We start from the raw sequence: 24,189 nt of genomic DNA on the forward strand, positions 1-24,189 counted from the left end.
ACGGTGGACCGGTGAGCACGACGGCGGTGCGCGAGGTCGAGACCCCGTCCGCCACCCCTCGCGCCCTGATCGTCTCGCTGTTCGGGCTCTACGCCCGCGAGCTGGGCGGCTGGCTGTCCGTCGCGACGATCGTGCGCCTCATGGCCGACCTCGGGGTGGACGAGCAGGCCACCCGGTCCGCGGTCTTCCGTCTCAAGAAGCGCGGCTGGCTGGACGCCGAGAAGGACGGCCGGAGCGCCGGCTACCGCGCCTCCCCCGAGGCCCTGGCGATCCTCGCGGAGGGCGACGAGCGGATCTTCGGGCGCCGGCGGGCGACCGCCGACGACGGCTGGCTGCTCGTGGTCTTCTCGGTGCCCGAGTCCGAGCGGGACAAGCGCCACCGGCTGCGCTCGACCCTGGCCCGGCTCGGGCTGGGCACGGTCGGCCCCGGCACGTGGGTGGCCCCCGGCCACCTCGACGAGGCGGTGCTCGGCGCGCTCGACCGGGGCGGGCTGCGCCAGTTCACCGACGTCTTCCGGGCCGACCACCTGTCGTCGGCGCCGCCACGCGACACGATCGCGGCCTGGTGGGACCTCGACGCCCTGCAGACGACCTACGCCGACTACCTGGGCCGCTTCTCCGCCGTCGCCGATCGCTGGCCCGACGAGCCCGACGTCCCCGACGAGGCCCGGGCCTTCGCCGACTACGTCCCGGCCGTCACCGCCTGGCGCCGCCTGCCCTACCTCGACCCCGGGCTGCCGCTGGACGCGCTGCCCGAGGACTGGATCGGCTTGCGCGCGGAGGTGCTGTTCGCGCGGTTCCGCGAGCACCTGGCCGCGCCGGCCGCCGCACACGTCCGGGCGGTCGTGCGGGGCTGACCGTCAGACCGCCGCGACGGCCTGGATCTCCACCAGCGCCTCCGGCTGCCACAGGCCCGTGACACCGACGCCCGTCATCGCCGGGTAGTCGCGCCCGACGAGCTCCTTCCAGACCGCGCCGATCTCCTTGCCGTGCGCCTGGTAGTCGGGGATGTCGGTCAGGTAGATCGTCACCGAGAGGAACCTCGTCGGGTCTCCCCCGGCCTCGCGCAGCGCCGTGACCAGGTTCGACAGCGCCTGGCGGAACTGCTCGACGATGCCGCCCGGGACGATCCGCCCGTCGCGGTCGAGGGCCGTCTGCCCCGACAGCCAGACGGTGTCGCCGTGGCGCACGGCGTGGGTGAACCCGCTGGGCCGGGCGAGGGACGCCGGGTTGACGAGGGAGATGGTCACGAGGCCCTCCTGGAGTCAGCTGGTGTGGATCGTTGACGACCGTACCGAGAACGCAACACACTTTGGTGGTCGCCGACGATGCACGGAGGCCTGCCGTGAGCGACCGCCCCTTCTGGAACCCGAAGACCGAGACCCTGCCGCGGGAGCAGCTGCGCGAGCTCCAGATGGTCAAGCTGCGCCGCACGGTCGCCTGGGCCCGGGCCCGCAGCCCGCACTACGCGCGGACGCTCGCGGGGGTCGACCCCGAGCGGCTGCGCACCTGGGACGACCTGCAGCGCATCCCGTTCCTCACCCGCGAGGAGTGGATGGCGGGCCAGGACGCGACCCCGCCCTACGGTGACCTGCCGGTGACCGGCCCGGAACGCGCCATCCGCGTGCACACCACCAGCGGCACGTCGGGCAGCACACCGCTGCGCGCCCTGGACTCGCGCAAGGACTGGTCGTGGGCGGCGGAGATGTGGTGCTACGCGCTGTGGGGCGCGGGCGTCCGGCCGCACGACATCGGCTACGTCGCGTTCGGCTACGGCAGCTTCATCGGCTTCTGGGGTCTGCACAACGCCCTGGAGAAGCTCGGCGCGCTGACCGTGCCCGGCGGCGCGCAGACGACGCCGAACCGCGTGCGGCAGATCGTCGACTTCGGCGCGACGGTCGTCGCCTCCACCCCGACCTACGCCCTGCGCCTGGCCCAGGAGGCCGAGGCGCTGGGGATCGACCTGCCGTCCGGGCCGGTCCACACCCTGGTCCTCTCCGGCGAGCCGGCCGGGTCGATCCCGGAGACCAAGGCCCTCATCGAGCGGTCGTGGGGCGCGAAGGCGATCGACACCGCCGGCATGACCGAGATCTCGACCATCGTCATGTTCGAGCCCCGTGACCAGCCCGGCGGCTGCCACGTCATCGAGGACCACTTCATCGAGGAGGTCGTCGACCCGAGCACCGGCCGCGAGGTGCCCTACGGCGAGCGCGGCGAGCGGGTGTGCACCTCGTTCGGCCGGTCGACCACGCCGCTGCTGCGCTACCGGACCGCCGACCTCGTCGTGAAGGTGCCGGCGGCGACGGCGGGCAACGGGCGCACCTTCGACCTCTACCGGGGCGGGATCATCGGGCGGGTCGACGACATGAAGCTCGTCCGCGGCACGAACGTCTACCCGGGCGCCATCGAGGCGATCATCTGCGGGTTCGCGGGCATCGAGGAGTTCCAGGTCCGGCTCGAGCACATCGACGGCCGCGACGAGGTCATCCTGCTCGTCGAGTGCTCCCCGACGGTCGACGACGACGGGTGGCAGCGCCTGTGCGCCGACCTCGTCCGCGAACTCGCCGACGCCCACGAAGGCCTGCGGTTCCTCGTGCGCCGCGCCGCCACCGACGAGCTGCCGCGCTTCGAGCTCAAGGCCAAGCGCCTCACCGACCTGCGCGCCGAGCAGCAGCGCGCCGCCCTCGCGATCAAGGAGATGGCATGAGCACCGACCTGCTCGGCCGCGAGCTCACGGCCACCGAGACCCGGCTGCTGGCCGCCTACGACACCCTGCGCGCCCTCGCCGCCGACGACGACCTCGCCCCCTGCGTGGCCGCCGGCGTCCGGGCCGCGCTGGCGCCGCTGGCCGTCGTCGTCACCGACCTCGGCCTGCGCTACGAGCACCTCCTCGACGACGGGGTCTGAGGTGAGCACCGCACACCGCATCGCCAGCATCGGGGGTGGGCCGGGCGGGTTGTTCACCGCGATCCTCGCCAAGCGGTCGCATCCCGAGCGCGAGATCACGGTCTACGAGCGCAACGCCGCCGACGACACCTTCGGCTTCGGCGTCGTGTTCTCCGAGGAGACCCTGCAGAACATCGCCGACGCCGACCCGACCTCGATCGAGCGCATCCAGGCGGAGTTCCGGCACTGGTCGGCGATCGACGTCGACTTCCTCGGCACCCTCGAGCGCTCCGACGGCCACGCCTTCGCCGCGCTCGAGCGCAAGCGGCTGCTGCAGATCCTCGGCGAGCGGGCCGCCGAGCTCGGCGTCGACGTCCGGTACGCCACCGAGGCGCCGCCGCTCGACGAGCTGCGCCGGGAGTTCGACGTCGTCCTCGCCGCCGACGGCCTGAACAGCCGCACCCGCGAGGCGCTCGCCGACGAGTTCGTGCCCTCGCGGGAGGGCCGGACCGCCCGGTACGCCTGGTTCGCCACCGAGCGGCCGTTCGACTGCTTCACGTTCCTCATCGTGGAGACCCGGTTCGGCCTGTTCTGGGCGCACATCTACCCCTTCGACGAGCAGCGCTCCACGTTCATCGTCGAGACCGACGAGGGGACGTGGCGCCGGGCGGGGCTCGACGAGCACGCCGCGGTGGAGCGCCGGCCCGGGGAGAACGACGAGGCCTCGATGCGGTTCTGCGAGGAGATCTTCGCGGAGCACCTGCAGGGGTACGGCCTCATCGGCAACAACTCGGGCTGGCTGTCGTTCACGGTGCTGCGCAACGAGCACTGGTGGGTGGGAGACGCAGCGCAGCGGAGCTCGACCCATCGGTGGGGGAACGTCGTGCTCGTGGGCGACGCCGCGCACACGGCGCACTTCTCCATCGGCTCGGGCACCAAGCTCGCCCTGGAGGACGCGATCGCGCTGGCCGGCGCGCTGGACCGGGAGAACGACGTCGACGCCGCCCTCAAGGCCTACGCCGAGGAGCGCAAGCCGCTGGTGGCCTCGCTGCAGCGCTCGGCGCAGACCAGCTTGGAGTGGTTCGAGGGCCTCGCCCGCTACCGCCACCTGGCGCCGCCGCAGTTCGTGTTCCAGCTGCTCACCCGCTCGCAGCGCGTCACCTACGACAACCTGCAGCTGCGCGACGCCGCGTACGTCGGGCGCCTGGACCGGTGGCTCGCCGAGCAGACCCGGGCGCAGGGCCTCGAGGTCGCGGACGGCACCCCGCCGATGTTCCACCCGTTCCGCCTGCGCGGGCGCACCTTCCCCAACCGCATCGTCGTCTCCCCCATGGCCCAGTACTCCGCGGTCGACGGCGTGCCAGGAGACTGGCACCTGGTCCACCTCGGCTCCCGCGCGGTCGGCGGCGCCGGACTCGTGATGACCGAGATGACGTGCGTGACCCCGCAGGGCCGCATCACGCTCGGCTGCCCGGGGCTGTGGAACGACGAGCAGACGCAGGCGTGGCGCCGCATCGTCGACTTCGTCCACCGCGAGACCCCGGCGCTCATCGGCGCCCAGATCGGCCACTCCGGGCGCAAGGGCTCGACGAAGGTCATGTGGGAGGGCATGGACGACCCGCTGCCCGACGACGAGGCGTGGGAGGTCATCGCTCCCTCGCCGATCCCGTACCGGTCGGACTCGCCGGTGCCGCGGGAGATGACGCGCGACGACCTGGACGCCGTGGTCGCCGCCCACGTCGACAGCGCGTGCCGTGCTGCGGAGGCCGGCTTCGACCTGCTCGAGCTGCACTACGCCCACGGCTACCTCGTGTCGTCCTTCCTCTCGCCGCTGTCCAACCGGCGCACCGACGAGTACGGCGGGTCGCCGGAGAACCGCGCGCGGCTGGGACTGGAGATCCTCGACGCGGTCCGGGCGGTGTGGCCGCAGGACCGGCCGATCAGCGTCCGGATCTCCGCGACCGACTGGGTCGACGGCCTGGAAGGAGTGGGGCCGGGTTTCTCGGGCGACGACGCCGTCGCCCTCGCCCCGATGCTCGCCGCGCACGGCGCGGACATCGTCGACGTCTCCACCGGCCAGACCTCCACCGACGCCGCCCCGAAGTACGGGCGGCTCTACCAGACCCCGTTCGCCGACCGGATCCGTCAGGAGACCGGCGTCCCGACCATCACCGTCGGGGCGGTCGCCTCGGTGGAGGACGCCAACACGATCATCGCCTCCGGCCGCGCGGACCTGTGCGCGATCGCGCGCCCGCACCTGGTCGACCCGTACTGGACGTGGAACGCGGCGCTCGACCAGGACTTCCGCGGCGCGCCGGTGCCGAAGCAGTACCGCTCCGGGCTCTCGGCGCGCCGGCGGGCGCAGACGCCGTGATCGTCTAGTGCCCCTTGAACGCCTCGGCCAGCCACCAGGACGGGCCGTCGGAGGTGACCTTCGCGTCCAGCAGCAGCGGCCGGTCCCGCGGGCCGTCGAGCCAGGTGCGCACGACCGCGAGGTCGGCGGTCGAGCGGACGACGGCCGCGTCGCACCCGTGGCCGCGGGCGATCGCGGCGATGTCGGTGTCGGGGAACCGGACGGTGGCGTGGTCGCCGTCGACGAAGTGGTGGAACTCCGCGCCGTACCCGGCGTCGTCGTACACCACGATCACCATCCCGAGCCCGAGCCGCGCCGCGGTCTCCAGCTCGCTGATGCCCATGAGGAACCCGCCGTCACCGCACGCCGCGACCGGGAGGCGGTCGGGGCGGGCGAGCGCCGCGCCGATCCCGGTGGCGAGGCCGAGGCCGATCGACTGGAACCCCTGGGTGAAGCAGAACCCGGCCTCGTCGGGGACCCGCAGGTAGGCGGCGGGGTGGCCCATGAAGTTGCCGGAGTCGACGGCGACGGTGCGCTCGAGCGGCAGCAGCTCGTCGAGGGCGGCCGAGAGGACGGCCGGGTCGATCCGCTCGGTCCCGGGCTCCTCCGGCGGGGCGGCGTGTCGCGCGTCGGTGCGGACCCGCTCGCCGACCTCGGGCGTCCGGTAGCCGGCCGACTTCCCGCAGGCGTCGAGGACGTCCGCGGCCGTGGCCGCGACGTCGCCGAGCACCCCGAGCGCGACCGGCCGGTTCGCGCCGAGCGCCGCGGCGGTGTCGTCGACCTGGACCAGGGTCGCGCCGGCGGTGAGCTCCCCGTGCCGGGTCGTCCACATCGTCAGCGAGGCGCCCCACGCGACGACCAGGTCGGCGCCGCTGATCAGCTCGGCGGCCAGCGGGGTGGAGAAGCCGCCGGAGATGCCCAGCGACCAGGGCGAGCCGGTGAACAGGCCGTGGGCGACGGCGCTGGTCGCGAGCAGGGCGCCGCACCGGTCGGCCAGCGCCTCCAGCTCGGCCCGGGCGCCGCGAGCCCCGCGGCCGGCGACGAAGACCGGGCGCTGGGCGCCGTCGAGCAGGGCCGCGAGCTCCGCGACGGAGGCCGCGTCGGGCCGGGGCGCACGCCACGTGGTCCGCGCCGGCACCGGACCGTCCACCGCGGGCGCGGCCTGCACGTCGAGCGGCAGGCTCAGCACCACGGTCCGGCGCTGGTCGCGGCACAGGCCGTGGGCCCGGACGACGTCGGCGGCCGCCGAGGCCGGCGAGTGGACCCGCTCGGGGATCGCGCCGACCGCGCGGACCAGCGCGTCCTGGTCGATGCGGAAGTTGTTCCGGACCTGCGGGCCCGGGGTGTCGGCGGCGAGCACCAGCAGGGGGGTCCGCGACTTCGCGGCCTCCCCGATCCCGGTGACCGCGTTCGTCAGCCCGCAGCCCTGGTGCACCGTCAGCACCCCGACCTCGCCGGACGTGCGGGCGTAGGCGTCGGCCATCGTCGCGGCCCCGCCCTCGTGCCGGGCCGCCGTGTAGGCGACCCCGGCGGCCCGCAGGGCGTTGGTGACGTGGAAGTTGCCGCTGCCGACGACGCCGAAGGCGTGGCCGACCCCGAGCTCCGCCAGCAGGGTGCCGACCTGCTCGGCGACGGTGACCGGCCTGGTCACTTCTCCACCAGTGCCAGCACGCGCGCCGGCGAGCCGGACCCGCCGACGATCGGCAGCGGGCAGACCACGGCCACCGCGCCGGTCGCCGGGAGACGGCCGAGGTTGCGCAGGCTGGTCAGGCCCCACTTGTGGGCGCCCATGAGGAAGTGGTGGCAGGAGAACGGCGGGTCGAACCCGCCCGCCGCTCCGGCGTCGGTCCCGACCGTCTCCACCCCGAACCCGGCCACCGGCGACGACTCCGCGATCCAGCGCGCGCACTCCGCCGACACCCCGGGCGTGTGCGGGCCCGCGTCGTCGGCGTTGACGAACTCCTCCTGCGTGCCGCCCCGGGCCTCCCACCCCGTGCGGTAGAGCAGCCAGCCGCCCTCGGGCAGGGGTCCGTGCTCGGCCTGCCACGCCTCGATGTGCGCGATCTCCAGCAGGAAGTCCGGGTCCTTCTCGACCTCGGCGGTCATGTCGATCACCGCGGCCGGCGCGACCATGGTCGTCGGCGGGATCTGCGAGACGTCGGCGCCGTCGCGTCCGGTGACCCAGTGGTTGGGGGCGTCGACGTGGGTGCCGGTGTGCTCGCCGGTGCGGATGTCGTTCCAGTACCAGGCCGGGCCGCGGTCGTCGTACCGCGAGAGCTCCTCGAGCCGGAACCGCGACGTGTTCGCGAACGGCGGCGGCAGCTCCAGGATCGGGGTCGACTCCTGCAGCGGCGTGGTGAGGTCGACGACCTCGACGGCGCCGGAGCGCATCGCGTCGGCGACGGCGGTCAGGACGGACATGCGCGACTCCTCCGAGATCAGGGTGCGACGAGCATGGCCCGTCCGGGGCGGTGCGCGCACCATCCGCCGGGCGCGGCCGGGTCAGGAGAAGGCGCGGTGCTCGGGACTGCCGAACACGTGCAGGCCGAAGTGGTCGGACAGGTCGCGGCAGATGGCCACGCCGCGGGCGGAGTTGCCGTGCGCGTCGAGCCCCGGCGAGAAGACCGCGATGCCGATGCGTCCCGGGATCGCCGCGACGATGCCGCCGCTGACCCCGCTCTTCGCGGGGATGCCGACGTCGTGGAACCACTGGCCCGCGCCGTCGTACATCCCGCAGGTCAGCATCACGCTGATGACGTCGCGGACGTAGCCGGCCGGCATCGCCCGCTCGCCGGTGACCGGGTTGACCCCGCCGTTGGCCAGGGTCGCACCCATGAGCGCGAGCTCGTCGGTGGTGACGGTGACCGAGCACGCCGAGAGGTAGACCTCGAGGGTGTCCTCGACGTCGCCGGTGAGCATGCCCATCGAGCGCATGAGGTAGGCGAGGCCGAGGTTGCGGTCGGTGGACCGCAGCTGCTCCGCGAGGATCGTGCGGTCCACGTCGAGGGAGGGACTGCCGGCGAAGGCCCGGAGGCGGTCGACGAGGCGTGCGACCCGTTCGGCCCGGTGGCGCCCGCCGACGAGCGCGGCGGCGACGAGCGCGCCGGAGTTGATCATCGGGTTGTGGGGCCGGTGGCGCACCTCGTCGAAGGTGATCGAGTTGTAGGGGTCGCCCGAGGGCTCGACACCGATGCGGGCCTGCGTCCCGGCACGCCCGTTGTCCTCGAGGGCGAGCGCGTAGGTGAACACCTTGGAGATCGACTGCAGCGGGAAGCGCTCGTCGCTGTCCCCCACCGCGACCCGCACCCCCGAGACGTGCACGCCCGACAGACCGAAGGCGTCGCGACGGTCGTGGCCGGGGCGGGAGACGACGCCGGCGGGCCGGGCGAGGTGGCGCCGGTGCAGCTCCTGGAGCCGGGCGCGGACGACCTCGGCCTGCTCGGCGAGCGGGTGCGCCGACCCGTCCGGTGTCGCCGTGGTCGCCACGGTCATCCCTCCCCTGCCTCGACGTGCCCGTCCGGCCAGCGTGTCCCGGCCCGCCCGTCGGGCCGTCATCCGCGCGGGGTGATCGGCGGCCCCGGGTCCGCGACGATGGGCACTCCACGACGCGGGGAGGACGCATGGCACGGGGACACCCCGCCGGCCCGACCGGCCCGGCGATCCGGCGCGCGTTCGACCTGCTCGACCTGTTCACCACGGCGCGGCCCCGCCTGACGCTGAGCCAGCTCGCGCGTCACGGCGGCGTGCCGCTCTCCACCGCCCACCGGCTGGTCGCCGAGCTCGTGCGCTGGGGCGCCCTCGAGCGCGACCCGGACGGCAGCTACCACATCGGCCTGCGGCTCTGGGAGCTCGGCGCGCTGGCACCCCGCGGGCAGGGCCTGCGCGAGATCGCCCTGCCGTTCCTCGAGGACCTCTCCCAGATCAGCCGGGAGAACGTGCAGCTCGCCGTCCGTGAGGGCGCGGAGCTGGTGTTCGTCGAGCGCATCGCCGGCACCGGCGCCGTCCCTGTGTTCACGCGCGTCGGCGGCCGGTTCGCACTGACGGCGACGGGCGTGGGCCTCGTGCTGCTCGCCCACGCGCCCACCGAGATCCAGGACGACGTCCTCGGCGGGCGGATCGAGCGCTACACCGAGCGGACCGTCACCGACCCCGCCCGGCTGCGCCGGATGCTCGCGGACGTCCGCACCAACGGCTTCTCCATCAGCGACCGGCAGGTCACCACGGACTCGCTGTCCGTCGGTGCCCCGATCCACGACCACCTCGGCCAGGTCGTGGCCGCGGTCTCGCTCGTCGTCCGCCACGGCACGGCGTCCCCGCACACCCTCGCGCCGCTGGTCCGGACCAGCGCCCGGGCGATCAGCCACGCCCTCGCCCGGCGACGCTGAGCTTCCATATCACGGAAGTCTCGTTCAGCACCCCGCGCGCGGCCCGCATCCTTCTCCCACCCCGCCGGGACGACGTCCTCCCCCGGCAGCGGCCCACCACCACCTCGTCCGGGCCGCCGACCACCCCTGCAGACAACGGAGTGCTGCCGTGCGCGTTCCCGCCCGCCCCGAGCACCGGATCGGCCGCCGATGAGTGCGCCGATCAAGGACCTCATCGACGACCGCCCGATGTCCCGCTTCCAGTGGGGCGCGGTCACCATCTGCGTCCTGCTCAACGTCCTCGACGGCTTCGACGTGCTGGTCATGGCCTTCACCGGCAAGTCGGTGTCCGCCGAGTGGGGCCTCTCCGGCGCCCAGCTCGGCCTGCTGCTCTCGGCGGGCCTCGTCGGCATGGCCGCCGGGTCGATGTTCGTCGCGCCGTGGGCCGACCGGATCGGCCGCCGGCCGATGGTGCTCGGGTGCCTCGCGGTGGCGAGCGCCGCGATGATCCTCTCCTCGGTCAGCCAGGGCCCGCTGCAGCTCGGCCTGCTGCGCGCCCTCACCGGCCTCGGGATCGGCGGCATCCTCGCCACCAGCAACGTCATCGCCGCGGAGTACGCCTCGCACCGCTGGCGCGGCCTGGCCGTCAGCCTCAACTCGACCGGCTACGCCCTCGGCGCGACCCTCGGCGGCCTGCTCGCCACGCTGCTCATCGGCGGGTTCGGGTGGCGCTCGGTGTTCCTCGTCGGCGGCCTCGCCACCGCCGCCGCCCTCCCGCTCGTGTGGTGGCGGCTGCCCGAGTCGCTCGACTTCCTCGTCACCCGCCGCCCCGACGGCGCGCTCGAGCGGATCAACGCGCTGGTGCGGCGGATGGGCCACCCCGCCCTGGACGCCCTGCCCGAGCGCTCCGTCGCGCCGCAGGGCATCGGCGCCGGGTACCGCGAGCTGCTGACGCCGCGCCTGCGCCGGACGACGCTCGTGCTCTGGGTCGTCTTCTTCTGCATCATGGCCGGCTTCTACTTCGTGACGAGCTGGACGCCGGCCCTGCTCACCGAGGCCGGGCTCTCCCCGACCGCCGGCATCGCGGGCGGCACGCTGCTGAACGTCGGCGGGATCTTCGGGGCCGCCCTGCTCGGGCTCCTGGCCGCCCGCTTCGCGCTGCGCAACGTCCTCGCGACCTACCTCGTCGCCACCGGCGTCCTCCTGGCGGTCTTCATCGGCGCGACGTCGAGCCTCACGCTCGCCTTCGTCGTCGCCGCCGTGATCGGCGTCTTCGTCAACGGGTGCGTCGCCGGCCTCTACGCCCTGACGCCGACCGTCTACGAGGCGGCGGTGCGCACCACGGGCGTCGGCACCGGCCTGGCCATCGGCCGCGCGGGCGCCATCCTCGCGCCGACGCTCGCCGGCACCCTGCTCGACGGCGGCTGGACCCCGCAGTACCTGTACGTCCTCTTCGGCGGGGTCTTCGTCCTCGCCGCCGCGATGCTCTTCGTCCTCCGCCTCCGCCACGACCCCGCGCGCCCGTCCGCGGAGCTGCCCACCACCGTCCGAGTCGAGGGAGCGTCCTCGTGAGCACCACCATCCCGCGCAACCAGTGGTACGTCGCGGCGTACGGGTCGGAGATCGGGAACGAGCTGTTCGCCCGCACGATCTGCGACGAGCCGATCCTGTTCTGGCGGACCGCGCAGGGCGCGGTCGTCGCCCACTCCGACCGCTGCGTCCACCGCCGCTTCCCGCTCTCGCAGGCGCCGTCGCGGCTGGTCGACGACAAGGTCGTCTGCGGCTACCACGGCTTCACCTACGGCCCGGACGGGCGCTGCGTCGCCGTGCCCGGGCAGACGAAGGTCCCGCGCACCGCCCGGCTCGCGCCGTACCCCGTGGTCGAGGTCGACTCGCTGATCTGGGTCTGGATCGGCGACCCGGCGCTGGCCGACGAGACCCGCATCCCGCGGGCGTCCTACCTCGACGCACCCGGCTGGACCACCGTGCGCGGGATGGAGCCGCTGGCGGCGCGGTTCTCCCTGCTCGTCGACAACCTGCTCGACCTGTCCCACGAGACCTACCTGCACGGCGGCTACATCGGCACCCCCGAGGTCGCCTCGACGCCGATCACGACCGAGGTCGACGACGACGCCGGCGTCGTCTACGTCTCCCGGCACATGGACGACGCCGAGTGCCCGCCCTTCTACCGGGAGTCGACGGGCCTGCAGGGGCGGATCGCACGCTGGCAGGACATCGAGTACACCCCGCCGTGCCTGTACAAGCTGCACTCGCGGATCGCGCCCGTCGGCTCGGTGCCGGACCCGGACGGCTCCGACCCGGACGCGTTCCACGTCGAGGTCGTCTACGCGATCACCCCGGAGACCGAGCACTCGACGCACGACTTCTGGATGGTCGCCCGCGACTTCGCCCTCGACGACCAGCGGGTCTCCGACTTCCTCGCCGAGAACAACCGCACCGTCGTGCTGCAGGACGTCGAGGCGCTCGACGTGCTCGAGCGGGTCATCGCGAGCGAGCCCGCGGGCTACCAGGAGCTGTCGATCAACATCGACACCGGCGGCCTCGCCGCGCGCCGGATGCTCGCGCGCATGGCCGGCGAGGCGCCGCGCAACGCGCCCGCGGCACCGGCCCGATGAGCATCCCGGAAGCGCCGCCGGTGCTGCGCGGCGAGCGGGTCCAGCGCGTGCACTGGGTGCTGGGCACCGACCAGCTGCGCGCCGTCTGCCACTGCGGCGCCGAGCGGCTCTTCGACGACCCGATCGAGCTGTGGGAGTGGCTGCTCGGCCACCCGGACGACCACAGGCCCCCGCCCGGACCGCCCGGACCCACCGCTCCCCTGCCCCGCACCCCCCGCGAGCCGGCCGTCGCGTCGGCCCGATGACGCCCGAGGTACCGCGATGACGACGACCGACCAGCAGCTCACGCTGGTGCTGGACAAGAAGGAGACGCTCGCCGACGGCGTCGTCGCGCTGACGCTGCGCAGCGCCGACGGCGCCGAGCTCCCGCCGTGGGAGCCGGGCGCACACCTCGACCTCGTCCTCACCGACGAGCTCACCCGCCAGTACTCGCTGTGCGGCGACCCGGCGGAGCGCTCGGTCCTGCAGGTCGCGGTGCTGCGCGAGCAGGACGGGCGCGGCGGGTCCGCGCACGTCCACGACACCCTCCGCGAGGGCGACGTCGTGGCCGCGCGGGGCCCGCGCAACCACTTCCCGCTCGTGCCCGCGGAGCGCTACGTGTTCGTCGCCGGCGGCATCGGGATCACCCCGCTCCTGCCCATGATCGAGCAGGTCGCCGCCGGAGGTGCCGACTGGCGCCTCGTCTACGGCGGGCGCACCCGCGGGTCGATGGCCTTCCTCGACCGCCTCGAGGAGCGCCACCCCGACCGCGTCGCGATCCGGCCGATGGACGAGGTCGGGCTGCTCGACCTGCCCGAGGCCCTCGGCGAGCCCGGGGAGACCGCCGAGCAGGTCGCGGTCTACTGCTGCGGGCCGGAGCCGCTGCTCGCGGCCGTCGAGCAGGAGTGCCTCCGGTGGCCCGCGGGGGCTCTGCACGTCGAGCGCTTCGCCCCGAAGGAGGGCGCCGACGACGGGCCGCGCACGTCGTTCGAGGTGGAGCTCGCCGCGTCCGGGACCGTGCTCACGGTGCCGGCCGACCGCTCGGTGCTCGAGGTCGTCGAGGAGTCCGGGGTGCCGGTGCTGTCGTCCTGCCAGGAGGGCACCTGCGGCACCTGCGAGACGACGGTGCTCGACGGCGTCCCCGACCACCGCGACTCGCTGCTCACCGCGGAGGAGCGCGCGGCGAACGACACGATGATGATCTGCGTGTCGCGCGCCTGCTCCGGGCGGCTCGTGCTCGACCTCTGACGCCCGAGGCTCAGGGGGCGGGCTCCTCCGGCGCGTCGGGGGTCTCGGCGTCGGGGACCTCGGCGTCGGGGACCTCGGCCGGGCCGGCGAGCGCGGTCGCGAGTCCCTCGTCCGGTTCCGCGTCCGGCTCGGCGGTCGGGTCGGTGCTCGGGTCGGCGGTCGTGTCATCGAGTGCCGGACGGTCGAAGGTGAGGATCGTCGGGTCGGGATCCGCCTCCGCAGCCGCGACGGACGTGTTCGGTTCCTCGGCCACCGGGCTGTCGACTCTCATCTGATCGCTGGTCTCCGGGGTCGTGGTCGTCTGGTCGACGTCGACGGTGTCGGGAGCAGCCGCCTCGGCCGTGGGAGCGGCGGACGGAGCCGCGACCACGGCGGGCGCCGCCACGGCCTCGGGCTCGACCTCCGTGTCGGCCGTGTCGGCCGTGTCGGCTGCATCGGCCGCCGCGGGCGATGACGACGGGGCGTCAGCGCCTCGCGTGCCGGCCACCTCCGAGACCGACGCCGCGAGGGCGACGGTCGGGGTCTCGACCTCGCCCGGTCCCCGAGCAGCCAGGTCCTCCCGTCGCGGACCGTCGTCCGGTGTGGCGGTGCCCTGCTCGAGGGCGAGGCGCAGCACCCTCGCCTCCACCGGGTCGCCGAGGACGCCGCGCCCGGAGTCCAGCGCCCGCAGCATCTCCTGCGCGGCCCGCAGCTGCGGCCAGGCGTTCGCCAGCGCGGACTCGGCGTCGGGCGTCGAGCGCAGCACGGTCATGGTGGCGCGCAGTGCGTCGCGGTGGCGCAGCAGCTCGGTCCGGCGCTCGAGCAGAGCGACGACCGCGTCGGGCGGCGACCCGACGCGCCGCGCCGGCGGGGACGCGTCCCACCGGCGTCGGACGTCGTCCACCCGGCGCAGCTCGGTGTCGAGCGCGGTGAGGACGGGCGTGGCCTCCTGCGCCCACGCCGAGCTCCGGGCGTGCACCGCGTCGGCGTCACCCGTCGAGCCGGGCAGGGCCTCCGGCGGCCCGGCCGATCGCGTCTGCACGACGACCCCACCGGCCAGGGCCGCGACGGCGAGGGCACCGGCGGCCACGACGCGGTTCGGCACCGGGCGCGGATGTTCCCGGGGACGGGACCGTCGACGGGCGGCCCGGTCGATGCTGTCGGGCAGGTAGCCGCGCCAGCCCGGCATCTCGTGTCGACCCTGGTGACTCGGCATGCCCTCGACGGACCTCCCCTGATCGCCCAGCGGGGGCCACCCTCCCGTCGCCCGTCGTCGCGGGGAAGGCCCGACGAGGAATTCCGGGACTATTTTCGACAGATCACGGAACCATTACGGCGGTCGCGCGAACGAGGCCCCGGCGTTCGGCTGTGGACACCCGGCGGTCGCCCCGCTCACGCCTCGCCCAGCGCCGGGTAGCGACCGACCGCGATCGACTCGTGCAGCCCGAGGTCCCCGCCGAGGGCGACCAGCCGGCGGCCCACCGCCCGCGGCAGGCGCGTGACGAGCGCGGTGCCGGTGGTGAGGGCCCACACGCCGGCCTTCGTACCCGGGACGAGCCGGCGGGCCATCGTGGTGGCGAACTCCCGGCTCCGGCGGACGTAGTCGGCCATCGCGGCCTCGTAGGCGGGGTACGCGACCGCGGTGTCGCCGCCCGCCTCGGCGAGCTCACCGGCGAGGGTGTGGGCACCGACGACGGCGAGGCTGGTGCTGCCCCCGACCGCGGGTCCGGGGCAGTAGCCGGCGTCCCCGACGAGCGCGACGCGGCCGCGGGACCAGGTGTCCAGCTCGAGCTGCGTGATCGCGTCGAAGTAGAACGCCGCGCTGCGGTCGACCTCGTCGAGGAGGTCCGGCACCGGGTCGCCGAGGTCGCCGAACGCCTCGCGCAGCAGCTGCTTCTGGCGCCCGACGTCGTGGTGCTCGACGGCGAGCTCCGTCGGCGGGCGGAACAGGAAGAACGCGCGGGCATCCGGGGTGTGGCGCGCGCCGTAGACCCCCACCATCCGGTCGACGCCGAGCACCGTGGTCATCAGACCCGGGGGTCGCCGATCGGCGGGGATCGTCGCGACGGCGATGTAGCCGCCGAGCCACCGCGAGTACCCGGCCTCCGGGCCGAACACGAGCCGGCGCACCCCGGAGTGCAGGCCGTCGGCGCCGATCACGGCGTCGAAGCGGCGCGCCGGTGCCTGCTCGAAGGTGACGACACCGTCGTCGGCGATCCCGGTGATCCGGTCGCCGAACACGTACTCCACGTCGTGACGGGTGGCGTCGTGGAGGATCTCGCCGAGATCGTCCCGCATGATCTCGACGTGGCGGTCCGACAGCGCGCCCATCAGACGGGTCATGTCGATCGTGACCTCGCGGGTCGAGCCCTCGCGCCGGACGGTCATCCGCTCGGTACCCGTCGCGCGGTCGCGGACCGCGTCCCGCAGGCCCATCCGCTCGACGACCTCCATCGCGGGGGTGAACAGGTCGACGGCGTGACCCCCGGTCCGGCGCAGGTGCGGCGACCGTTCCACGACCGTGACCGCGTGGCCCGCCCGCCGCAGCCAGAAAGCCGTCACCGGGCCGGCCACGCTCGCCCCCGAGATCACGACGTCCACGGCGCACCTCCGACGCCGACGCCAGCCACGGTCAGCCCCCGTCGACGAGGCGCTCGAGGTCGTCGTTGTGGCCCACGGCCAGGACGATGTCGTCCCGGGACACGACGGTCTCGTTGGTGGCGTAGGTGAACGACCCGCCGTCCTTCTTGACCGCGACGACGGTGATGCCGTGCTCGCTGCGGATCGTCGACTCGGCGAGCGGGACGTCGACGATCTCGCGCGGTGGGCGGAGCTTCGCCAGGGCGAAGTCGGCGTCGATCTTGAGGTAGTCGAGGACGTTCCCCGAGACGAGGTGAGCGACCCGCTGGCCCATGTCCTGCTCGGGGAACACCACGTGGTGCGCGCCGACCCGCTCGAGGATCCGACCGTGGTGGGCGCTCGTGGCCTTGGCCCAGATGTCGGCGACCTCGAGGTCCACCAGCATCGAGGTCACGAGGATGCTGTCCTCGAGGTGGTCGCCGATCGCGACCACGGCCCGGTGGAACTCGCCGACCCCCAGCTGCTGCAGGGCCTCCACGTCGGTGCAGTCCGCCGTGACCGCGTGCGTGAGCTGCGAGGACAGATCCTGCACCCGACGGTCGACGTTGTCGATCGCGAGCACCTCGGTGCCCTGGCGCTCGAGCTCGAGGGCGATCGCCGACCCGAACCGACCCAGCCCGATGACCACCACCGGCTCGTGCCTCGTCTCAGCCAATGATCGTCCTCTCCTCGGGGCGCTGGTAGTGCCGAGGACGCTCGCGCAGGGCCAGGGCCGAGGCCAGCGCCAACGGGCCGAGCCGGCCCACGAACATCAGCACGACGAGCACCACCTGTCCGGCGGCCGGCAGCTCCGCCGTGATGCCCGTCGAGAGTCCGACCGTACCCAGCGCGGACAGCACCTCGAAGAGCACACGGTCGAGGTCCTCGTCGCTGACCCCGAGCAGGACGAACGTCGACACCATCGCCAGCCCGACCCCGAGCAGTGCCACCGCCAGCGCCTGGCGCTGGTTGGCGATGGGGATGCGGCGGCGTCCGACGTCCACGTCGCGCTCCCCGCTCATCTCGGCCCACAGCACGGCGGCCAGGAGCCCGAAGGTCGTGACCTTGATGCCGCCCGCGGTGCTGGCGCTGCCGCCGCCGATGAACATGAGGACGTCGGTGGCCAGCCAGCTCTCCGGGGTCATCGCCCCGATGTCGACGACGTTGAACCCGCCGCTGCGCGGCATCACCGCCGAGAAGAAGCCGGCCAGCACCTTGCCGGCGACACTCATCGGCCCGAGCGTCGCCGGGTTGCCGTACTCCAGGACGATCAGCAGCACGGTGCCGACGACCAGCAGCACCGCGGAGGTGACGACGGTCAGCCGCACCGTCACCGACCACGTCCGCGGCCGCCACGACCGCAGCAGTTCGAAGATCACCGGGAAGCCCAGGCCCCCGACGACGACCGCCAGCGCGACCGGCAGCAGCATCCACGGGTCGCCCGCGAACCCCATCATGTTGTCGGACCACAGCACGAAGCCCGCGTTGTTGAACGCCGAGACCGCGTGGAAGACGCCCTCCCAGGCCGCGGTGGCCGGGTCGACGTCGTACGCGGTGGCGAGCCGCAGCCCCAGGGCCAGCGCCGTCACGGCCTCCCCCACGACGCTGAAGAGCACGACGTTGCGCAGCACCCGGCGCACGTCGCTGAGGTCGAGGCTGCCGGACTGGGCCTGGGCCACCAGACGCGCCCGCAGGCCGAGACGGCGCGACACCAGCACGACCAGCAGCGAGGCGACGGTCATGATGCCCAGCCCGCCGACCTGCATCAGCGCGAGGATCACGACGTGACCGACCGGCGACCAGGCCGTGGCCGTGTCGACGGTCACCAGTCCGGTGACGCACACCGCCGACGTCGCCGTGAACACGCTCTCCAGCAGGCTCGCGCCCTCGCCGTCGGCCGACGACACCGGCAGCAGCAACAGGCCCGTGCCGGCGGCGACGCCGAGGGCGAAAGCGGCGACGATGATCTGGCCCGGGTTGCCCGCGCGCGGGCGGCGGCCCCGCGTGCTCCGTCGCGGGGTCACCGCGGCGCCGTGCGGTACGGCGGGCGGACGCGGACGGCACCCGGTCGGGTCATGGGCGTTCTGTACCCGGTTGCCGTTCCGGCAAGAACGCGCGACGAGCCGGCGCGCGACGTCCACGGTGGAGGTTGTTCACCGAGACCAGGGAGCAACGATGACGTCCGCCGAGCACGACACCGACCCGGCGCGGTTCTGGGACACCCACTACCGGCGGCCGGAGATCCCGTGGGGCGTGCGCGTCAACCCGCTGCTCGTCGAGGTCGCCGGGCCCCTCCCGCCCGGCGACGCCCTGGACCTGGGCTGCGGCGCCGGGGGCGACACGGCGTGGCTCGCCCGCCGGGGCTGGCACGTCACCGCCGTCGACATCGCGGCGGCGGCCGTCGCCGGGGTGCGCGGCCACGCCGCGGAGACCGGGCTCGCCGACCGCGTCACCGCCGAGCAGCACGACCTGGCCCGCTCCTTCCCCGGCGGCGCCTACGACCTCGTCTCGGCGCAGTACTTCCACTCGCCGTTCGCGTTCACCCGCGCCGAGGTCCTGCGCACCGCCGCCCGCGCCCTGCGGTCCGGGGGCCTGCTACTCGTCGTCGACCACGGCTCGATCGCGCCGTGGTCCTGGAACCAGGACCCCGACACCCGTTTCCCCACCCCGGCCGAGGCTGCCGCCGAGCTCGACCTCGACCCGGCGCGCTGGCCCGTCGTCCGCGCCGACGCGCCCCGCCGCGAGGCCACCGGGCCGCACGGCGAGACCGCCACCGTCACCGACCACGTCCTCGTCATTCGCCGCGCGGGGCCCTGACCACGCGCGCCCGACGGCGCTAGAACACGACGGTGGTGTTCCCGTCGCGCAGCACGCGGTCCTGGCAGTGCCACGTCACCTCGGGGTCCGTCCCTCCTCTCGGTGCCACGGTCAGCTCCACGGGAACGGCGAGTTGCTGGTCGGGTGCAGCTCGCCGCGCCCGTAGCGCGCGAGGCGGAAGGGCTCGAGCAGCTCCTGGGGCTCCCCGAGCAGCTCGCGGGCCACGAGGGCGCCGACCCCGATCATCTTGTAGCCGTGGTTCGAGTCGGCGATCACGTAGGCGTTGCCCCGGACCGTGTCGAACACCGGGAAGCTGTCCGGGGTGAACGCGCCGAGGCCACCCGAGGGCTCCTTGCGGTAGACGTCGCGGCGGCCCTCGAAGCGCTTGTGGCACGCGGCGAGCGCCGAGGTCCACATCCGCACGAAGTCGTCGCCGACGACGAACTCCGGGCTCGCGGTGCCGTAGGGGTCGACGGCGACCGTGTCCGCGGGCCGCCCGACGGGCTCCGGCGAGGCCCCGCCCTGGACGCCGCCGAAGTGGAAGTCGGGCTTGTAGTAGATGCCCCAGATCTCGTCGGTGATCAACGTGCCGTCCACGTCGTCGTACAGCGGGGCGTCCGAGTCGACGTGGATCACCGGCGGGAGCTCGCCGCGGTTGTCGGTGAACTCGTGCGGGTCGATGCCGAGGGTCCCCTCCTGGAGCGCCCAGTAGGTCCACATCGGGGCGTCCGGGACGACGCGGCCCTCGGGCGTCCGGACCGTGATGGTCGGGGGCTGCCCGAGCATGCGCCACAGATCGCGGATCCACGGGCCGACGGCGGCGACGAGGTGCTCGCACGCGATGGTCCCGGCGTCGGTCTCGACAGCGCTGACGCGGTCGTCGGCGCACTGCAGCCCGGTGACCGCGACGCCGGTCAGGACGGTCGCGCCCGCCTGCCGCACCTTCTCCGCGAGCCCGTGCAGCGAGGCGACGTTGTTGGCGTACCCGCCGCGCTTCTCGTGGAGGATCACCGAGATGCCCGGCGCCTGCCAGTCCGAGAACATCTCCCGCATGTAGGCGTGGCAGGCGTCCACGCCCTCGACGAGCACCGACTCGTAGCCGATCGCCTGCTGCTCGGCGTGGATCTGCACGACGTCCTCGTGCATCGCCTCGGGCGCGGCCTGGACGTAGCCCACGCCGTGGTACGACAACGCCTCCGGGTCGGACTCCCACACCGCCACGGAGTGCGCCATCAGCTTGCGCATCGCCGGCTGGAAGTAGTTGTTGCGGATCACCCCGCACGCGACCCCCGAGGCGCCCGCGCCGACGGCCGTCTTGTCGAGCACCAGCACCTCGCTGCCGTCGCCGAGCCCGCGCTCGCACAGTTCCGTGGCGAGGTGCCAGGCGGTGGACAGCCCGTGGATGCCCGCGCCGACGATGACGTACCGGGCGCTGGTGGGGACGGTGGGGACCATGCGACTCACCCGTTCCACGTTGCACCACGCCGCGAGCGGGTGCCACGGCCCCGGGGGTGCGAGCCCCGTCCGAGCCCCGTCAGAGGACCGCGGTCAGCCGCGTCCCCGCCGGCGGCCACGGTGCGTCGGCGGCCTCCTCGTCGGCGAGCGCCTGCCGGTAGTACGCCTGCGCGGCCGCGACGCCCGCGCCCGCCTCGAGGTCGACGCCCACGTCGAGCAGCGCCATCTCCGCCGCGGCGAGCGCGGTCAGGCACGAGACCTCGTTGACGTCGCCGAGGTGCCCGATGCGGAACACCCGACCGGCCACCTTCCCGAGGCCGCCGCCGAAGGACGTCCGGTAGCGGTGGTACGCCGTCCGGCACACCGCGGCCCCGTCGACCCCGGCCGGCACCCGCACGGCGGTCACGGTGTCGGAGTACCAGCGCGGCGAGAGCGCGCACAGGTCGAGGCCCCAGGCCTTGACGCCCTGGCGGACGCCCTCGCCCAGCCGGTGGTGGCGCGCGGCGACGTCGTCCATCCCCTCGTCGAGGATCCGGTCGAGCGACGCCCGCAGGCCGTGCAGGAGCGGCAGGGGCGGGGTGTAGGGGAAGTAGCCGACGTCGTTCGCGGCGATCATGTCGCGGAACGCGAAGTAGCAGCGCTCGGTGGACGAGCGCTCGGCCGCCGCCAGGGCCTTCTCGCTCACCCCGAGCATGGCGAGGCCGGCGGGGAGCATGAACCCCTTCTGGCTCCCGGCGACCGCCACGTCGACGCCCCAGTCGTCCTGCCGGAAGTCCAGCGACCCGACCGACGAGACGCCGTCGACGAGGAGCAGGGCGTCGGAGCCCGCCGCGTCCATCGCCCGGCGCACCGTGGCGACGTCGCTGGTCACGCCGGTGGCGGTCTCGTTGTGGGTCACGAAGACGGCCTTGATCGTCGGGTCGGCGCGCAGCGACCGCTCGAAGGCCTCGACCGGGACGCCCTCGCCCCACTCGACGTCGTGGCAGACGACGTCGAGACCGAGCCGGCGCGCCATGTCCACCCACAGGTGGGAGAAGTGGCCGTGCCGGGCCATGAGGACCCGGTCGCCCCGGTCGAGGCAGTTGCTGATCGCGGCCTCCCAGGCCCCGGTCGCGGAGCCGGGGAAGAGGAGGACGCGACCCTCCCGGAGCCGGAACACCCGCTTGAGGTCGGCCAGGAGATCGAGGACGAAGTCCGGGAAGTCGGGGGCCCGGTGGTCCTCCATCGCGACGTTCATCGCGCGCCGGACCACCTCCGGCACGGTGGTGGGACCGGGGACGAACAGGTGGGTCGTTCCGATCTTCACGGCCGCTCCTCCCGACGGGCGCCACTGGCCCCCTCGACGCTAGGTCCCGGCGCGCCGTCCGGACTCCCCCGTGACGGGGAGACACCGGGGGGAGCCGGCTCCTCTCCTGGGCCTCGCGGGGGGAGCGCGCTACGGTGGCCGGACCGATTGCAACTCGCAACTCCCCGGGGGCGCCGGATGTCGGACACCACCTGCCACATGTCCCTCTCGATCGACGGCTTCGTCGCCGGCCCGGCCCAGAGTCGCGAGGACCCGCTCGGCAAGCGCGGCATCGAGGTGCACGGGTGGCACATCGGCGACCCCCGGGCGACCGAGGCCGACGAGGTCGCGGCCGGCTGGCTCCTGCGGCCGCGCGGGGCGTACGTCATGGGCCGGAACATGTTCGGGCCGGTCCGCGGGGCCTGGGACGAGGACTGGCGCGGCTGGTGGGGCCTCGAGCCGCCGTACCACGCGCCGGTGTTCGTGCTGACCCACCACGCCCACGAGCCGATCGAGATGGAGGGCGGGACGACCTTCCACTTCGTCACCGAGGGCTTCGACGCGGCCTACGCGCGGGCGGTCGAGACCGCCGACGGCAAGGGCGTCGACATCGCCGGCGGGGCCTCCACCGTGCGTCAGGCGCTGATCGCCGGCGTGATCGACGAGCTCACGCTGGACATCGCTCCCACCCTGCTCGGCGACGGCGAGCGCATGTTCGACGGCGTCGCGTCCTTCGACTTCGAGCCCGTCGAGGTGCTCCACTCCCCCCTCGCCACGCACATCCGCTACCGGCGGCGGGTCGACGCCGGCTGACCGAGCGGCCGGTGGCGCGGCGGCGCCCCCGTCCGTAGCGGCGTCACCGCTCCGACGGTACGGACGCGGGGCCCGACCCGGAACGGTCCGCGACCCCGCCGACCGGGGTGAACAGCTGCCGGCGGATCGCCGCGCGCACGTCGGCGCGCGCGAGGGCGCCGTGGTCGGCCGCGATGAGGTGGTCGGCCACCGCCACCGAGAACGCCACGAAGCAGCGGGCCTCGAGGTCCTCCTCGTCGGCGCTGACCGGCCCGAGCAGCGCGCGCAGGTACGCCATCCGGGCGTTGTCGACGCGACGCAGGCGTTCGGCGACCCCGGCATCGCGGCGGGCCCACTCGCGGACGGCGAGGTCGATCGGGCGCAGCTCCGCGCTGAAGGTGAGCTCGGCCGCCCGCAGGGCCTTCGCCATGGCGTCGCCACCCTCGTCCTCGACCCGGGCGACGACCTCGCCCGTGCTGCGGGCCTCCCAGGTGTCGAGCACCTCGGTCAGCAGCGCCCGCCGATCGGCGAAGTAGCCGTAGAAGCCACCCTTGGTGACGCCCAGCGCCCGCGCGAGCGACTCGATCTGCACCGCGTCGGGACCGCCGGTGGCCAGCGCGTCCAGGCCCGCGCCGATCCAGCGGTGGCGCGGTGTCCGGGCGACCGCCATGCACGCCCTCCTTCGTCCGGCAACTTCTGTACGGCACCGTACACATGCTGGTAGCCTCCGGGACTCCGGTATACGACGCCGTATAGACGGGGGATCGCCATGACCCGCACCGTGCAGGGCCGGACCACGACCGACGAGGGCCGCCCGGGGCTGGCGCTGCCTCCGGGGCAGCGGCCGGTCGCCGGTTTCCCGCGCTTCGGCACCCACCTCCACCACCCGGCCCCGGAGGTCCCCGCCGACCACGCGATCGAGATCCGCGGGGCGGTGACCCGGGTGGTCCGGCTGCCGGTGACCGAGCTGGGGCGGCTCCCGCGCCGGGAGCAGCTCGCCGACTTCCACTGCGTCGCCGGCTGGTCGGCCGTCGGCCTGCGGTGGGAGGGGGTGGCCTTCGCGACCTTCTACCGGGAGGTCGTCGAGCCGGTGCTCGACCCGGCCTCCGTCGTCACCCACCTCGTGTTCGGCGGGCTCGACGGCCACCGCTCGGTCGCGACGATCGAGGACGCGCTGAACGACGACGTGCTGATCGCCGAGCACCTCGACGGCCGCCCCCTCGACAGCGACCACGGCGCGCCGGTCCGGCTCGTCAGCCCCAGCCAGTACGGCTTCATCAGCACCAAGCACCTCAGTCGCATCGAGGTCCGCACCGCACCGCCGAGCGGCATCCCCCGGTCACCGGCCCAGCGGCTCCTCGAGGAGCACCCCCGCGCGCGGGTCTGGGAGGAGGAGCGCCACGGCAGCCTCCCCGGCCGGCTGGTCCGGCCGGTCTACCACCTGCTGATCCCACCGATCCGCTGGCTCAGCGGACTCGGGGCGCGCGCCCGGGTGGCCCCGCGCTCGTCGGGAGCTGCGGACCGCTGATCGCTCCCCCGCCGACCGTCAGGCCGTGGTGGTGGTGTCCTCGCCGCACCGCGCCCGAAGGCCTCGTAGACGGCGTCGATCACCTCCCGCGACGTGGCGGTCGCAGGCGCGGCGGCGTCGGTCGGTGTGGCCGTGGGTTCCCCCTCGTCGTGGACGGCCAGCGAGGTGATCGTCGCGCCGAGCAGTCGATCGACGACGGCGCGCGCGGCATCTTCGGGGGATTTCTCCGGGAGGGCCGAGCCCGCTCC

23 protein-coding genes are annotated in these 24,189 nt (G+C 74.2%); 12 read left to right on the forward strand and 11 right to left on the reverse strand.

The features are described 5' to 3' along the window. Positions 1-11: 11 nt before the first annotated feature. Positions 12-857, forward strand: a complete 846-nt coding sequence (locus PGB27_RS28660; protein ID WP_274203865.1) for a PaaX family transcriptional regulator — start codon at positions 12-14, stop codon at positions 855-857. 3 nt (positions 858-860) lie between these two features. On the opposite strand, the gene PGB27_RS28665 is transcribed toward PGB27_RS28660, so the two are convergent. Then, on the reverse strand, positions 861-1,250 hold the full coding sequence (locus PGB27_RS28665) for a RidA family protein (RefSeq protein ID WP_408630137.1): 390 nt from the start codon (positions 1,248-1,250) through the stop codon (positions 861-863). Positions 1,251-1,345: 95 nt separating this feature from the next. On the opposite strand from PGB27_RS28665, the gene PGB27_RS28670 reads away from it, so the two are divergent. From PGB27_RS28670 to PGB27_RS28680, 3 genes are read left to right on the forward strand one after another with little or no spacing between them, the layout of a single operon-like run. Further along, complete coding sequence (locus PGB27_RS28670; protein WP_274203866.1) at positions 1,346-2,707, forward strand: phenylacetate--CoA ligase family protein; 1,362 nt, start codon at positions 1,346-1,348, stop codon at positions 2,705-2,707. Beyond that, the gene (locus PGB27_RS28675; RefSeq protein ID WP_274203867.1) at positions 2,704-2,907 is read left to right on the forward strand and encodes a hypothetical protein; all 204 of its coding nucleotides are present in this window, start codon (positions 2,704-2,706) and stop codon (positions 2,905-2,907) included. The genes PGB27_RS28670 and PGB27_RS28675 overlap by 4 nt, the downstream gene beginning before the upstream one ends. A gap of 1 nt (position 2,908) precedes the next feature. Next, positions 2,909-5,260: a bifunctional salicylyl-CoA 5-hydroxylase/oxidoreductase gene (locus PGB27_RS28680; protein ID WP_274203868.1), complete on the forward strand. Its 2,352-nt coding sequence runs from the start codon at positions 2,909-2,911 to the stop codon at positions 5,258-5,260. A gap of 4 nt (positions 5,261-5,264) precedes the next feature. On the opposite strand, the gene PGB27_RS28685 is transcribed toward PGB27_RS28680, so the two are convergent. The 3 genes from PGB27_RS28685 to glsA all read right to left on the reverse strand — a co-directional run bounded on the left by PGB27_RS28685 (position 5,265) and on the right by glsA (position 8,731). Continuing rightward, positions 5,265-6,890, reverse strand: coding sequence for a thiamine pyrophosphate-binding protein (locus PGB27_RS28685; RefSeq protein ID WP_274203869.1), 1,626 nt, complete (start codon positions 6,888-6,890; stop codon positions 5,265-5,267). Then, positions 6,887-7,660: a cyclase family protein gene (locus tag PGB27_RS28690; RefSeq protein WP_274203870.1), complete on the reverse strand. Its 774-nt coding sequence runs from the start codon at positions 7,658-7,660 to the stop codon at positions 6,887-6,889. Before PGB27_RS28690 ends, PGB27_RS28685 begins: the two co-directional genes overlap by 4 nt. 81 nt (positions 7,661-7,741) lie before the next feature. Further along, positions 7,742-8,731, reverse strand: coding sequence for a glutaminase A (gene glsA / locus PGB27_RS28695; protein ID WP_274203871.1), 990 nt, complete (start codon positions 8,729-8,731; stop codon positions 7,742-7,744). A gap of 128 nt (positions 8,732-8,859) precedes the next feature. Between glsA and PGB27_RS28700 the strand changes: the two genes are divergently transcribed. From PGB27_RS28700 to PGB27_RS28720, 5 genes are all read left to right on the forward strand, one after another. Continuing rightward, positions 8,860-9,624, forward strand: coding sequence for an IclR family transcriptional regulator (locus PGB27_RS28700; RefSeq protein WP_274203872.1), 765 nt, complete (start codon positions 8,860-8,862; stop codon positions 9,622-9,624). 189 nt (positions 9,625-9,813) lie between these two features. Beyond that, a complete protein-coding gene (locus tag PGB27_RS28705; RefSeq protein WP_274203873.1) occupies positions 9,814-11,175 on the forward strand; it encodes an MFS transporter in 1,362 nt (453 codons plus the stop codon). Further along, positions 11,172-12,239, forward strand: coding sequence for an aromatic ring-hydroxylating dioxygenase subunit alpha (locus tag PGB27_RS28710; RefSeq protein WP_274203874.1), 1,068 nt, complete (start codon positions 11,172-11,174; stop codon positions 12,237-12,239). The genes PGB27_RS28705 and PGB27_RS28710 overlap by 4 nt, the downstream gene beginning before the upstream one ends. Next, positions 12,236-12,484 carry a hypothetical protein gene (locus tag PGB27_RS28715; RefSeq protein WP_274203875.1) on the forward strand — a complete coding sequence of 83 codons (249 nt, stop codon included), beginning with the start codon at positions 12,236-12,238 and terminating at the stop codon, positions 12,482-12,484. Before PGB27_RS28710 ends, PGB27_RS28715 begins: the two co-directional genes overlap by 4 nt. A 16-nt stretch (positions 12,485-12,500) precedes the next feature. Further along, positions 12,501-13,466, forward strand: coding sequence for a PDR/VanB family oxidoreductase (locus PGB27_RS28720; protein WP_274203876.1), 966 nt, complete (start codon positions 12,501-12,503; stop codon positions 13,464-13,466). Positions 13,467-13,476: 10 nt separating this feature from the next. Here the strand turns inward: PGB27_RS28720 and PGB27_RS28725 are convergent, their stop codons facing one another. The 4 genes from PGB27_RS28725 to PGB27_RS28740 all read right to left on the reverse strand — a co-directional run bounded on the left by PGB27_RS28725 (position 13,477) and on the right by PGB27_RS28740 (position 18,088). Then, positions 13,477-14,661, reverse strand: a complete 1,185-nt coding sequence (locus PGB27_RS28725) for a hypothetical protein (protein WP_274203877.1) — start codon at positions 14,659-14,661, stop codon at positions 13,477-13,479. A gap of 176 nt (positions 14,662-14,837) precedes the next feature. Next, positions 14,838-16,046, reverse strand: coding sequence for an FAD-dependent monooxygenase (locus PGB27_RS28730; protein ID WP_274203878.1), 1,209 nt, complete (start codon positions 16,044-16,046; stop codon positions 14,838-14,840). Between the two features lie 31 nt (positions 16,047-16,077). Then, positions 16,078-16,740 carry a potassium channel family protein gene (locus tag PGB27_RS28735; RefSeq protein WP_274203879.1) on the reverse strand — a complete coding sequence of 221 codons (663 nt, stop codon included), beginning with the start codon at positions 16,738-16,740 and terminating at the stop codon, positions 16,078-16,080. Then, positions 16,733-18,088, reverse strand: coding sequence for a TrkH family potassium uptake protein (locus PGB27_RS28740; RefSeq protein WP_274203880.1), 1,356 nt, complete (start codon positions 18,086-18,088; stop codon positions 16,733-16,735). The genes PGB27_RS28735 and PGB27_RS28740 overlap by 8 nt, the downstream gene beginning before the upstream one ends. A gap of 151 nt (positions 18,089-18,239) precedes the next feature. Between PGB27_RS28740 and PGB27_RS28745 the strand changes: the two genes are divergently transcribed. Beyond that, entirely contained in the window at positions 18,240-18,881 is a 642-nt protein-coding gene (locus PGB27_RS28745; protein WP_274203881.1) for an SAM-dependent methyltransferase, read from the forward strand. Between the two features lie 111 nt (positions 18,882-18,992). Here the strand turns inward: PGB27_RS28745 and PGB27_RS28750 are convergent, their stop codons facing one another. Then, positions 18,993-20,336 (reverse strand): NAD(P)/FAD-dependent oxidoreductase, encoded by a 1,344-nt coding sequence (locus PGB27_RS28750; RefSeq protein ID WP_274203882.1) that lies wholly within the window; start codon positions 20,334-20,336, stop codon positions 18,993-18,995. A gap of 79 nt (positions 20,337-20,415) precedes the next feature. After that, positions 20,416-21,642, reverse strand: a complete 1,227-nt coding sequence (locus tag PGB27_RS28755) for a pyridoxal-phosphate-dependent aminotransferase family protein (protein WP_274203883.1) — start codon at positions 21,640-21,642, stop codon at positions 20,416-20,418. Positions 21,643-21,840: 198 nt separating this feature from the next. On the opposite strand from PGB27_RS28755, the gene PGB27_RS28760 reads away from it, so the two are divergent. Further along, positions 21,841-22,434, forward strand: a complete 594-nt coding sequence (locus PGB27_RS28760) for a dihydrofolate reductase family protein (RefSeq protein WP_274203884.1) — start codon at positions 21,841-21,843, stop codon at positions 22,432-22,434. 43 nt (positions 22,435-22,477) lie between these two features. On the opposite strand, the gene PGB27_RS28765 is transcribed toward PGB27_RS28760, so the two are convergent. After that, positions 22,478-23,083, reverse strand: coding sequence for a TetR/AcrR family transcriptional regulator (locus tag PGB27_RS28765; RefSeq protein WP_274203885.1), 606 nt, complete (start codon positions 23,081-23,083; stop codon positions 22,478-22,480). Positions 23,084-23,182: 99 nt separating this feature from the next. On the opposite strand from PGB27_RS28765, the gene PGB27_RS28770 reads away from it, so the two are divergent. Then, positions 23,183-23,941 carry a molybdopterin-dependent oxidoreductase gene (locus tag PGB27_RS28770; RefSeq protein WP_274203886.1) on the forward strand — a complete coding sequence of 253 codons (759 nt, stop codon included), beginning with the start codon at positions 23,183-23,185 and terminating at the stop codon, positions 23,939-23,941. The last annotated feature ends 248 nt before the right edge of the window (positions 23,942-24,189 follow it).

Origin of the sequence: Actinomycetospora lemnae (assembly GCF_028737315.1) — a bacterium.
In the GTDB taxonomy this organism is placed as follows: domain Bacteria; phylum Actinomycetota; class Actinomycetes; order Mycobacteriales; family Pseudonocardiaceae; genus Actinomycetospora; species Actinomycetospora lemnae.